We start from the raw sequence: 12,197 nt of genomic DNA, 5'->3' as shown, positions 1-12,197 counted from the left end.
CGCGCATCACAGCAGCCCCCCGGTGAAACCGAACTGGCGCAGCGCGTGTTCACGCCAGCGCTCCTGCAACCGGTCCACCAGGCGGTCCACCAGCATGTCTTCGGAGACGGCGTCCAGCTCGGGCCAGGGGCGGGGTGTGGGTGCGGGCGTGAAGGCGGGCACGGGCGGCAATGCGACGGGCGCTGCGGCGGCGATCTGCGCAGTTGCCTCGGCGGTGGCCGCATTGGACGGCTGCAGCGACGGCGGCACATCGACACGCGCCTGGCTCTCGGCAACCGCGCCTTGCATCAGCGCACGCAGCCCGGACAGGCCTTGCACGAGCCGGGTGGGGTGCGGCAGCGGCGCACGCCCGACCTGGTCAACGCCCCGGCCCTTCGACAAGCTCAGGGCGAACGGAGAGGGGGACGCCCCATCCACCGAAGAGCGTGACGAAGCGCCCCCCTGAGAGAGTGATGCAGCGCCGCCGTGAGAGGGTGACGCCCCACCACCGTTCTGGCTGACCCTTCGACCGTGCTCGGGACTAAAGGCTCCGTCAAAGCCTTGACCCTTAGCCAAGCTCAGGGCGAACGGTTGGCGGACGGGGGAAACAGGCGCGCCTCCCGCTCCCGCTCCCGCTCCCGCACCCGCACCCGCACCCGCACCCGCATCCGCATCCCGTTCGGGCTGAGCTTGTCGAAGCCCCGGCCCTTCGACAGGCTCAGGGTGAACGGAGTGGAGGGAAGCGTGTTGCCGCATGGCCCCGGCTGACCGAGCGGCCGGCTCGCGAAGCGTTGCCAGCGCCGCTCGCCGCGCTGCCGGGCCGGCGGGCACAGCGGTGACCAAGCCCAGGGGCTGCTCTGCAACTGCCGCGGCCTGCGCGGCTTGCACTGGCGCCCGAGGCGCCCAGCCGGGTGGCAGCAACGCGCCGGCCGTCGGGCCGGACGCAGATCGCGCACTGGCCAACGGCGACGCCACCACGGGCACCGGCCGCGGCCGTGGCCAGTTCGGCGCCAGTGTGCTGGCCACAGGTTCGGCCACTGCTGCCTGGCGAGGTGTGCCGCCTTTGAGCGCAGCGCGGATCAGCTGGTCGAAGCGCGCCCAAGGATCCGCCGGCCAGGCGGCGTCCGCATGGTCCACCCATTGCAGCCCGGCACTCTCAAACAGGCGTTCAGCGCAACGCACAGAAAGCTGCGCGCCCGCGTCCCAGCGGGCCCTCATGGCTCGCCCCCATCGCTGCCCTGCAGCCCGGCCAGGTAGACCGCCACCTGCCCCGGTGACAACTCGCCCACCTGGGCCGGCGTCCAGCCGTAGTGCCGCGCCAGCAGCACATGCGCCGCGCCAATCGGCGCAGAAGCAGCCGCGCGGGCCGCGCCGCCGTCGGTGTCCAGCCCCGAGATGCGGTTGACCTCGGCGACCAGAAACTGCACCAGTCCGGCATGCAACTGGCGCACCTGGTCAAACGACAGCGCCGGCTCGATCAGCGATTCCTTGACGATCAGCAGCGGCACCAGCGAGCTGTCATCCTGCGCGGCCTTGGAAATGAGCGCCAGCGTGGCGACCTTCAGCGGCCGCAAGCGCACGCGGCCACCTGCTTCTGCCCCCTGCGCTGGCGACAGCACGGCAGCCGGCACCTCCACCTCGTGCACCAGCGAGCCGCCCGCCAGCAGTTCCTGCGGCGAGAGCATCTGCGGGGTGTCGACGCGCAAGGCCTGGGCGTTGGACATGGCGCTCAGGTTTCCTCATAGGCCACGCGCATGGCCTGGAAGCCGACCGACTCCATCACGAAGCTGTCGCTCGGGATGGCATAGGCCCAGCTGTCGAACTTGACGCCGAACAGCGTGACCTTGGTCGACTGCGTCGGGTGGTTCGGATCGCGCAGCGTGGAGATCAGGTTGAACGAGGGCTGCACGAAGGACGGGCCGGACGGCGGGCTGGTGGCGCCTTCGCCCAGCATCAGCCGCACCAGCGCGCCGTTGACGTGGGCGCGCTCTGCGGTGCCGGTCACGCGGACCACGCCGGGGCGCAAATGCGTGGGGTAGCGGCTGCCGATCTCGTAGAAGGGCTGCACATCGCTGGTCACGCTGATCGCGACATTGGTGAGCCGGCCCACCACGTTGGACAGGTCGTACTGCGAGACCATCGCGTCGGCTGCCTGCCCCTCGGGGGTGGAGGTGTCCTCGACACCGAGCACCAGCACCGCGTCGATCGCGCGAAAGACATCATTGGCCATGAAGCGTGCTCCTGATCATTGCAGCGTCATCACGACGCGGATGAAGTCGATGCTGAAGGTCGGCTGGATGGTCATCACGACACTCACCTGGCCGGCGATCTCCTGCGCCCGCGTGGCGGTCACGTCCAGCGAGTAGCCGGTCAGCGCCTCGTCCTGGACCATGCCGGTCAGGAAGGCGTCCAGCGTGGCCTTCAGCGCGGTGCGCACCCGCGTGTTGTTGAGCCGGCCGATGTAAGGGTTGGCGGCAGAGCGCACGCCGTACTTGGCGTAGTCGACGATGCGGCGCGTGGGGATGGCCGAATACGGCTCGCCCACGCCTTCGGTGGTCACGCCCTTGAGCACGCGCAAACCTTCCTTCACGACGACAGCCAGCACGTTGCGCTCGATCAGTTGCGCCTGCTGGCCGCGGTTGGCGGCAAAGGCCACGTTCGGGATGTTCAGCGCCTTATTGGTCAGGCTGGTCTGCACCGGCAGTGACGAGATGAGCCCGGCCACCGCCGCAGCCGTGTAGGCCGGCGGCAGCACCGAGCCGTCCGGCAGCTTGATGCCGGGCGCCACCAGCACCACGCGCGCCTCGGCCAGGTTGTGGCCCAGGAATTCGGCCACCGAGCTGCCGGTGGCGCCGATCACGCCGATGCGCTCGAAGTCGGTTTCCTCGGTGGCCTTCAGGTGGTCGATCAGCACCGAGCCCATGGTGTTGGCGTCCTGCCCGGCCAGCAGCACGATGTTGACCAGCTGGTTGGCGATGGCTTCCAGCCCGGCGGCGTAATCGGTGTCCGCCGCGTCGGCGCCGTCTGCCCCGCCCTGGTTGCTGCCGGTGCCGAAGTACGAGGCCACGCCTGCCGCCGGCTTGGCGCTGGCGAAGTTGCCGTTGGGCGCCACGCTGACCAGCCGCGAGCCTGCGGCCAGCTGCGCCAGCATGTTGCCGTCCGGCACGATGTAGCTTTCCTTGGTCTGGCCCCCGCCGATGGTGACCTGCACGCTGTCTGCCGACTCGACCGAGTAGCTGGCGAGCAGCGTGTCGGCGGCCGGCGCGCGCGGCGCTTCGCCGGCGTGGAAGTCCAGGTGGCCGTTCCACACCGTCACCAGCACCTGGCCGGCGGCTGGCGCGGCGTGGTCCACCGCGTAGGTGGCGACCACGCTTTGCTGCGCCGTGGGCACTTGCGTGGCCTCGAAGGTCAGCTGGCCGTTGGCCGGGTTGATGCGCAACTCGTTGAGCGCGGGCGTGACCGCGATGTCGTAGAGCAGCGTGCCGGCGGTGACGCCGGCCGGCGGGTTGGCGCCATAGGCCCGCAGCGGCTTGCCATCGCCGTCCAGCACGGTGACGGCATTGATGGACGCGACCTGCGCCACCGGCGCACTGGCCAGCTGGAACACGTTGCCGACTTTGCCCACCGGCTCGGCCGTGGCGACCGATTTGTAGACGATGTTGAAGGTGTCCACGCGCCGGGTGTCGCCGCGGATCACCTGGATCCGGTTCTGCGGCGTGGGCAGCACGCGGTGGTAGGCCAGGTTGGCGAAACCCGAGGTCTGGCGCTCACTGTTGATGCGCGCCGGTACCTTGGCCGCGTCCACCGAAACCTGCAGGTTGTTGCCCCAGGAACCGGGCGTGGCCGCGCTGAGCGTGGCGATGGTGTTGTCCGCACCATCCTTCAGCGCGAACTGGGCCGCAGTGGCCCGCGAGCTCGCCACGCGCACCGCAATGACGGTGGAGGCGCCATTGCCGTAGACGTATTGCAGCGCGCGCGTCAGCGTCAGCGGGTTGCTGCCGTCGTTGGGCACGCTGAAGCTGTCGGGCGCGCCGAACAGCTCACTGGCGTCTGCCATGCCAGACAGGGTGACCGGCTGGCCGACCGGGCCCGCCGCGGCGGTCCCGATGACGGCGACGATGCCGGAGCTCACGCCACCCGCCGAAATCAAACCTTCCGCACGTACCTCGACGTAGGTGCCAGGCACCACCATTTCTGCCATGACTTCCTCCAATATTCGGACAGCCAAGAAAAAGATAATCCAGCCCCATATGCATGGGGCAGACGAGCTTATGAATAATTTTTCAACGCAACGGCGCTGCCGCAACAGTAACGCGCATTGCATGAATGGGCACGCCCACGGCTTCGCCGCGGTATTCACCGGCACCCTCGCCTGATTTGATGAACTCTTTTCGCCAAACTCCCATGCAGCAGCAAACCTGCTGGTTGCGCAGAGGCGCCAAAAGCGCAACAGCGGCAGCCAACATCGGGCCCACACTCGGAGGAATTCAAGGTACTGCCGCAACGCCCGGGCGAAACATCAAGCCAAGGGCAAAGCGCTCAGAATTTCCCGCGTGCGCGTCAAGGTCTTATTGCAGTTCTTCCTACAACGCGAACTGAAACCGCGCCACATTCCCTGCAGCGCAACTCCAATTTCAATTTACTCGATGCCAACCCGCCGAGCAAGCGCTACCCATCACCCTATCCCCTGTTTGATGTACAGCACCTGCCAATGATTATCGAAGCCGCGGGTTATTCCCAGGCGCCGCGCTGCCGCATGGGGAATCGGGATTCTCCGGTTCCGTTACAAATACCCGATCACTGTCGCTTGATCAGGTGACGGTGATGGCCAGCGCTGCGGAAATCAGGACGCGTGTGCAGTGTCCTGTCACAAAGCGACGCTAGCGTCGCGCGCAATGACCATCCACCGGTCGCGAGGAGCGCAAATCTTTGGCAGTGCGTAAGTTGTTGGCGCCTGTGCTGGGGCTGGCCTTGCTGGCCGCCGTCGGCGCAGGCGCGTGGTACTCCCACGCTCGCTTGAAAGGCGAGTCCGCGGCCAGTGCCGCAGCGCAGCAGGTCCAGGCGCAGCAGGTCACGCTGCGTGGGCTGATCGGCTCGGAGAAAGAAGCGTTTTTCGCAGACCCGCGGGTCCAGCAGGCGCTGGCGGCCCAGGGCCTGCACGTGACGGTCGAGACGGCCGGTTCCCGCGCGATTGCCGCCGGCTTTGACGCCAGCCGCTACGACTTCGGCTTCCCGTCCGGCGCGCCGGCCGCGCAGCAGCTGAAAGCCAAGGCCAAGGCGGCCGCGGTCTTCAACCCGTTCTACACGCCCATCGTCTTCGCCAGCTGGCGGCCCATCGCCGAAATCCTGTTGGCCAACGGCATCGCGACGAAACACGGCGACTACTACGAGCTGACCGACCTGCCGGCGCTGATGAAGCTGGTGGAAAACGGCACGCGCTGGCAGGACCTCAAGGCCAGCGAGGCCTTTGCCACCCGCAAGTCGGTGCTGGTGAGTTCGACCGACGTGCGCACCTCGAACTCGGCCGCGATGTACCTGGCGCTGGCCAGCTACCTGGCCAACCGCCAGCAGATCGTGCAGAGCCAGGAAGACGTGGACCGGGTGATGCCGATGGTCGCGCCGCTGTTCCTGCGCCAGGGCTTCCAGGAACAGTCGTCTGCCGGGCCATTCGAAGACTACCTGGCGCTGGGCATGGGCAAGGCACCGCTGCTGGTGGCCTACGAGTCGCAGCTGGTGGCCTTCTGGCTGAAGAACCCGAACCAGCGCCAGCGCGACATGGTGCTGATCTACCCGCGCCCCACCGTCTTCTCCAAGCACGTGCTGGTGCCCTACACCGCCGCCGGCGCGCGGCTGGGCACTGCCCTGGAAAACGACCCGGCGCTGCGCGCGCTGGCCCACGAATACGGCTTTCGCACCGGCGGCGACAGCCATGGCCCGGAGGGCTGGGCCAAGCGGGGCGTGAACGTGCCCGAGGTGCTGGTGGACGTGATCGACCCGCCCAGCTTCGAGTGGCTGGAACGAATGATCGTGGGCATTGACGCCCGCTTCAAGTGAACACGAACCCAACAAGGAAAGGGAGCCGAACATGAACAACATCGAAAAGCCGACCGACACGCTGCAAGCGCCCGCAAGCTTCACGCTGGAGCCGCCGGCGCCGGTGGTGGCGCTGCCCATCGAATCGGCCAGCGGCAAGGTGCGGCTGAAGCCGGAAGAGGTCTCTGAATTGGACGCGCAGGTGCGGCAGTTCATTGACGACATCAGCGCCCACGACAGCCAGCACCCGCAGTTCAAGCTGGCGGTCGAGCGCATCCACAGCATGGGCAACAAGGAGGTGGAAGCTTCGGCCTCGGTGTCCAACCGCATGCTGGAGCGGCCGGTCGGCTCGCTGAAGAATGGGCTGTTCGACCAGGGCTCGCAGATCGGCCAGTCGCTGGTCGACCTGCGCCGCCAGGTCGAGGCGCTGGACCCGTCCCGCCAGGGCGACCTGTTCTCGGCCCGCAAGCTGCTGGGCTTCATTCCGCTGGGCAACAAGCTGGTCGACTACTTCGACCGCTACCAGTCCTCTCAGGCGCACTTGAACGCCATCATCGAATCGCTCAAGCGCGGCAAGGACGAGCTGCTGCGCGACAACGCCGCGATCGAGCAGGAGAAGACGAATCTCTGGGCGCTGATGACGCGGCTGGAGAAGTACGTGCACATCGGCAAGGCCCTGGACAGCCAGCTCGCCGCCAAGGCCGCCGAGCTGGACGCCAGCGACCCCGAGAAGGCCCGCGTGGTGCGCGAGGAAATGCTGTTCTACGCGCGCCAGAAGGTCACGGACCTGCTGACCCAGCTGGCCGTCAACATCCAGGGCTACCTGGCGCTGGACCTGATCCGCAAGAACAACCTGGAACTGAGCAAGGGCGTGGACCGCGCCACCACGACCACCGTCTCTGCGCTGCGCACCGCCGTGATCGTGGCCCAGGCGCTGGCCAACCAGAAGCTGGTGCTGGACCAGGTGAGCGCGCTGAACACCACCACCGGCAAGCTGATCGCCAGCACCAGCGAGCTGCTGCGCGAGCAGAGCGGTGCGATCCACCAGCAGGCCGCCAGCAGCACCATCGAGCTTGCCAAGCTGCAGCAGGCCTTTGCCAACATCTACCAGACCATGGACGCGATTGCCGACTTCAAGGTCAAGGCGCTGGATGCCATGCAGACCACCGTCGACGCCCTGAGCGACGAGGTGGCCAAGAGCCGCAGCTACCTGGACAGGGTGCGCCAGCAGGACAGCAGCGCAGCACTGCAAGCACCGAGCGGCGGGGTCACGCTGTGAGGCTGGGCCGGTGGTGGCTCTTCGCCGCCGTGCTGCTGGCGCTTGCGGCCTGCGGCAAGCAGCCCGCAGCGTCAGCCGACAACGGCGCAGGCGCCACCCCATTCACAGTGCTCGCCGGCTCCGAGCTGAAGGATCTGGAAGCGCCGCTGATCGCCGCGGCGCGCGCCGCGGGCGTGGACCTGCAGCTCTCGTACGCCGGCACGCTGGACATCGTCGAGCGCATCAACGCCGGCGAGCATTTCGACGCCATCCTGCCGCCCAACGGCGCCTACCCGGCGCTGGCGCTGCAGACCAAACCGCTGGCGCGCGACAAGCTCTTCTATTCGCGCATTGCGCTGGGCGTGAAGGCCGCGAAGGCGGCCGAGCTTGGCTGGGACCGGCAGGCGCCCGGCTGGGCCGAGATCGCCCAGGCCGCGGGCGACGGCAGGCTGCGCTACGGCATGACCAACGCCACCAGTTCCAACACCGGCATGAGCGCGCTGTTCGCCGTGGCCTCGGCGCTGGCCGGCAAGACCGAAGACCTGAGCGAGAAGGACGTGGACGAGGCCAGTCTGAAAGCCTTCCTCAGCGGCCAGCAGCTGACTGCCGGCAGTTCGGGCTGGTTGGCCGAGGCCTACATCAAGAACCCCGCGGCCATCGACGCGATGGTCAACTACGAGGCCGTGATCCTGCGCGCCAATGCCCGGCTGGCACCGGCCGACCGGCTCGTGTTGGTCTACCCGCGCGACGGCATGATCTCGGCCGACTACCCGCTGATGCTGCTGAACGAGGCGCAACGCGCGCCGTACAACCAGCTGGTCGCTGCGCTGAAGGCCCTGCCCTTCCAGCGTGATGCGCTCGCCGCCGCCTTCCTTCGCCCGGCCAACCCCGAGGCGCCGCTGGCCAGCACGCTGCCTGCCAGCGCGGTGGCCGAGCTGGCCTTCCCGAACCGGCTGGAAGTGATAGACGCGGTGCTGGCCGCCTACCAGGCCAAATGGCGCAAGCCGGCCACCTCCATCTTCGTGCTGGACCTCAGCGGCTCGATGCAGGGCCAGCGCCTGCAGGCGATGCGCAGCGCGCTCAAGCAGCTGACCGGTGCCGACACCACTGCCACCACCGCCAGCGCCCGCTACAGCGCCTTCCAGAGCCGCGAACGCGTGGTGCTGATCACCTTCGCCAGCGAGGTCGCGCCACCGGTCTGGGTGCGCTTTGACGCCGGCCAGATCGACAGCGCCCGCGCCAGCCTGCTGCGCCAGGCCGATGCGATGAGTGCCGACGGCGGCACCGCGATCTACTCCGCCTTGAGCGAGGCCGAGGCACTGGCGGCGCAGGAGATGAAACGCGAGCCGGAGCGCCAGGTCAGCGTCGTGCTGCTGACCGATGGCGAGAACAACGCGGGCCTGAAACTGGCCGACTTCCGCGCCAGCCACACCGGCCCGCTGCCGGCGCGCATCTTTCCCATCCTGTTCGGCGAAGGCAACGTGGCCGAGATGCAGCAGATCGCCCAGCTCTCCGGTGGCCGCGAGTTCGACGGCCGCAAGCTGCAGCTGAGCCAGGTGTTCAAGGAAATCCGCGGTTATCAGTGACCTCAATGAACCCCGATGCCTGAACGCACGCTGAAGCTGCGCCTGCTGCTGTGGCTGTACAGCAGCGCCAACATTGCCGGCTGCGCACTGGCGCTGCTTGGCCCTGCGCTGCTGTTCGCCGGCCTCATCGGCCACGGCTGGCTGCTCATCACCGTCGGCCTGTACGCAGCGGGCTGGCTGCTCGGCCGCCGCCCACCGGCGCTGGAGCGGCACATCGAGGACAGCCTGACCGTGGCGCAGACGCTGGACCGCCTGGACGCCGTCATCGCCCAGGCCAGCCCGCACCTGAACGACGAGATGCGCCAGCACCTGGCCCGCGTGCGCGAGTCCGCCGCCGAAGTGCTGCCCCGCCTGGTGGGCGCGCAGACCCACGGCGACGAGCTCTTCACCGTGCGCGAAACCGTGCTGCGCTACCTGCCCGAAACCCTCGCCAACTACGCCGCCCTGCCCCCTGCCTTCCGCCTCAACCATCCGCTCAAAGACGGCAAGACAGCACGCGAATTGCTGGCCGAACAGCTGGACCTGCTGGACAGCCAACTGCGCGAAATCGTCGCCAACGTGGCCTCGCACGACGCCGCCGCGCTGGTCGCCAACGGCCAGTTCCTGGCGGCGAGGTTCAGGCAGGCCGACTTTCTGGCCGGCTGAGATCAGGGCGCGGGCATCTGCGCTTCAATGCGGCGGCCCGCCAGCGTGCCGCTCAGCGTCGCCAAGCTGCCGGCCTGCTGCTCGGGCCAGTTGACGGCCAGCTCGCCGCGCTCGCCGGCTGCGGTCGTGAAGCGGATCTGCGCAACCGCGGTGCCGCGGCCCCAGGGCCAGCTGAGTTGGCCGTCAACGGCCACGTCGTTCGTGAAGCGCGCCTGGACCAACTGCAGCTGGTAGACGCCTTCACTGAACTGGTTGGCCACGCTGCCGCCGCGCAGCGCCGGGCTGAGCGAGCCGCCTGCGCTTTCGAGGCGGGCAACGGCGTCGCCCAACTCAAGCACGGCCGAGGCTGCGGCCTTGAGCGCGGCTGGCCCGGCCTGGTTGCCGGGCAAGGGCTGGGGCAGCGGCAGGTCGGTCGAGCGCAGGGCGAACAGCGGCGTGGTGCGGATCGGGGCGATGCGGGCCGCGCAGTCGGCGTCTCCTGCGTCCAGCGTCGTGAAGAAGCGGCGCACCAGGTTTGCGCCGCAGTCGTCGAGCATCGGCGGCAAGGCGCCGATGTGGAACTCGTTGGCCAGTACGATGTGGCGGGCGTTCGGGAACAGCGAGGCCACTGCTGTGCCTTCGGGCGGCGTGGTGATGGTGTCCAGCTCGCCGTTGAGCACCAGCACCGGCACGGCCGGCATTTGCGGGTGTTTCGGCAGCAGTGGCCCGGGCGGGTGCGCGGCCGAAGGCGCGGGCCAGCGCACGCAGGCGTCCAGCAGGCTGTAGTCCAGCGACATGCCGCGGAATTCGTCGATGCTGAACGGTGCGTAGGTGCCGGGCTGGCGGCGCTCGCGCTCGGCGATGCGACGGTCGCGCTGCTGCTGGCGCGCGGCGGGTGGCAGCGTCATGTCGTAAACCTGCGCATAGTCCTGGCAACTGACGGCCCAGAACAGGCCTTCGCTGTAGGCCTGCGGCAGGTCGTGGGCATAACGCGGGTCCTGCGAGCTGACGGCCTCGGCCATCAGGCGCAGCAGCGGCGCCTGGTCGCCCTGCGCGAACGCACGCGAGGCCGCGTCCAGCTCCCTGGCCACCGCGTACGGCGGCGCGCCGGCCAGCATCACCAGCGCCAGCGTCGAGGGCTCTGCGCGGAAGCTGGTCATCTCGCCGTCGGCATTGCGGGCCTGGGCGTCGAACGGATGGGCGCGCAGCAGGTCCAGTGCAGGCTGGATGTGGTCCATGCCGCTGCCGGGCAAGGCAGCGCAGTACGGGGAGCGGGCGCAGACCTGGTTGAACGCGTTGTTCATCGTCGGCGCGAAATACGGGTACCAGGGCGACTCGCCGCCGACCATGGGCACAGGGTAGGCCGAATCCAGCACGACGGAGCGCAGCAAGGACGGATGCCGGTAGGCGAAGACCTGGCTGAAGTAGGTGCCGTAGGAGTCGCCATAGAGGTCGACCGAGCTGCGCTCAAGCGCCGCCAGCACTGCGGCCAGGTCGTCTGCCGCGTAGGCGCTGCTGTAGAGCGGCGCGCTGGCGCCCAGCTGGCGGCCGCAGGCGGCGATGTCGGCAACGGTCGGCCCGCCGCTGCGGTGTTCGGTCTGCAGGCGCGGGCAGTCGACGGCTTGTGAGCCGCCGGTGCCGCGGTTGTCGACCAGCAGCAAATCCTTGCTGTCCATCAGCGGCCACAGCAGGCGCAGGTAGGCGCTGCGCGTGCCGCTGGACGGATAGCCAGGCCCGCCTTCGACGGCGACAAAGGTACCTGTGGCCGGCTGGTCCGCCAGGTGGCGGCGGTAGAGCTCGAAGCGGATGGCGATGGTGCCGGGCACCGTGCCGGTGGGGTCGAAGGGGCGGTCCAGCCGGCCACAGTAGGCGATCTCGTGGCAGCGTTCCAGTGTCAGGCTGCCGACCTGGATCTGGCTGGGCCCAACCGCCATGTCCGGCCAGGCAGGGACCGGTTTCGCGAGGCGCTGCGCAGCGCCCTGCGCAGCAGCGGTGACACAGGCAAGGGCCAGCAGCAGCAAAGGCCGGCAGGCGAACTTCAGGGACTCTTGCAGGCGCATGCGGAACCTTGTCACAACGGTGGGCAGCAGTATCCGCGCCAGCAAAAACGCGGCCACCCTCGCGTTAACCCATCCCCCTACTTTGCTCGCCGAAAGACCGGCAAGCGGGAGAGCGAGCGTGCAAGAATTTTTCGCATTGCGTCACCTTCCACGGGAGCGATCCATGGCCATGGTTTCTAGTCTGCGCATGCTGGCTCGCCTGAGCGCCAAGCTCGTCATCGGCGGCCTGCTGCAGGTCGCCAACGTCCAGGCCACCGAAGCGCCTGCGGCCAGCATGGTGGCCGCCCCCACGCTGTCACTGGCGCCCCGCGCCGTCCCCGGCTTTGAGGAACCCCTGATCGCCACCAGCCCTCTGGTGGCCGCAGACGAAGCCGCCCTCACCCAGGCCCTGGCCGGCCTCAACCCCGGCAGTCTCGACGGCCTGGCCCCGGTCGAGCGCTTCCTCGCCGCCCACCCGCAGTCCGCCTGGCGCCTGGGCCTGCAGACCAACCTGGGCCTGTGGTACTACCGCGAAGGCTATTTCTCCCGCGCCATTGCCGCCTGGGAAGACGCCTGGACCATCGGCCAGTCGCTGCAGGATCCATCCCCCCAAGCCCGCGCGATGGCCGACCGGGCCGTCGGCGAGCTGATCCGCATGCACGCCCGCCTGGGCCATGC

General features: G+C 68.7%; 11 protein-coding genes and 1 pseudogene. 5 read left to right on the top strand and 7 right to left on the bottom strand.

Annotated features, from left to right (window positions below; translation table 11 throughout):
* Window positions 1-6 precede the first annotated feature (6 nt).
* From LRH25_RS31390 to LRH25_RS31365, 6 genes are all read right to left on the bottom strand, one after another.
* Window positions 7-381, bottom strand: coding sequence for a hypothetical protein (locus tag LRH25_RS31390; protein WP_231013169.1), 375 nt, complete (start codon window positions 379-381; stop codon window positions 7-9).
* 176 nt (window positions 382-557) lie between these two features.
* Window positions 558-842 (bottom strand): hypothetical protein, encoded by a 285-nt coding sequence (locus LRH25_RS31385; RefSeq protein ID WP_231013168.1) that lies wholly within the window; start codon window positions 840-842, stop codon window positions 558-560.
* Window positions 843-1,193: 351 nt separating this feature from the next.
* Window positions 1,194-1,703: a hypothetical protein gene (locus tag LRH25_RS31380; protein ID WP_211361401.1), complete on the bottom strand. Its 510-nt coding sequence runs from the start codon at window positions 1,701-1,703 to the stop codon at window positions 1,194-1,196.
* A 5-nt stretch (window positions 1,704-1,708) separates the two neighbouring features.
* Window positions 1,709-2,209 (bottom strand): hypothetical protein, encoded by a 501-nt coding sequence (locus LRH25_RS31375; RefSeq protein ID WP_141288010.1) that lies wholly within the window; start codon window positions 2,207-2,209, stop codon window positions 1,709-1,711.
* A gap of 15 nt (window positions 2,210-2,224) precedes the next feature.
* The gene (locus LRH25_RS31370) at window positions 2,225-4,180 is read right to left on the bottom strand and encodes a phage tail sheath C-terminal domain-containing protein (protein WP_170200891.1); all 1,956 of its coding nucleotides are present in this window, start codon (window positions 4,178-4,180) and stop codon (window positions 2,225-2,227) included.
* Window positions 4,181-4,262: 82 nt separating this feature from the next.
* Complete coding sequence (locus LRH25_RS31365) at window positions 4,263-4,445, bottom strand: hypothetical protein (RefSeq protein WP_231013167.1); 183 nt, start codon at window positions 4,443-4,445, stop codon at window positions 4,263-4,265.
* 469 nt (window positions 4,446-4,914) lie between these two features.
* Here LRH25_RS31365 and LRH25_RS31360 point away from each other — a divergent pair, with 469 nt between their 5' ends.
* Genes LRH25_RS31360 through LRH25_RS31345 form a run of 4 tightly spaced genes read left to right on the top strand, consistent with a single transcriptional unit; the run spans window position 4,915 to window position 9,501 of the window.
* Entirely contained in the window at window positions 4,915-6,033 is a 1,119-nt protein-coding gene (locus tag LRH25_RS31360) for a hypothetical protein (protein WP_141288012.1), read from the top strand.
* A 31-nt stretch (window positions 6,034-6,064) separates the two neighbouring features.
* Complete coding sequence (locus LRH25_RS31355; RefSeq protein WP_141288013.1) at window positions 6,065-7,291, top strand: toxic anion resistance protein; 1,227 nt, start codon at window positions 6,065-6,067, stop codon at window positions 7,289-7,291.
* Window positions 7,288-8,856 carry a vWA domain-containing protein gene (locus tag LRH25_RS31350; protein WP_141288014.1) on the top strand — a complete coding sequence of 523 codons (1,569 nt, stop codon included), beginning with the start codon at window positions 7,288-7,290 and terminating at the stop codon, window positions 8,854-8,856. The genes LRH25_RS31355 and LRH25_RS31350 overlap by 4 nt, the downstream gene beginning before the upstream one ends.
* Window positions 8,857-8,871: 15 nt before the next feature.
* Window positions 8,872-9,501, top strand: coding sequence for a hypothetical protein (locus LRH25_RS31345; protein ID WP_141288015.1), 630 nt, complete (start codon window positions 8,872-8,874; stop codon window positions 9,499-9,501).
* A gap of 2 nt (window positions 9,502-9,503) precedes the next feature.
* Here the strand turns inward: LRH25_RS31345 and LRH25_RS31340 are convergent, their stop codons facing one another.
* Window positions 9,504-11,540, bottom strand: a complete 2,037-nt coding sequence (locus tag LRH25_RS31340) for an alpha/beta fold hydrolase (RefSeq protein ID WP_231013166.1) — start codon at window positions 11,538-11,540, stop codon at window positions 9,504-9,506.
* Window positions 11,541-11,703: 163 nt separating this feature from the next.
* Between LRH25_RS31340 and LRH25_RS31335 the strand changes: the two are divergent.
* Window positions 11,704-12,197, top strand: a pseudogene (locus tag LRH25_RS31335) (RHS repeat protein); the annotation flags it as partial.

The organism is Ideonella azotifigens, from assembly GCF_021043325.1.
GTDB lineage: Bacteria > Pseudomonadota > Gammaproteobacteria > Burkholderiales > Burkholderiaceae_C > Ideonella > Ideonella azotifigens.
Note: the sequence above shows the minus strand (reverse complement) of the source record. Positions and strands in the feature narration are given on the sequence as shown.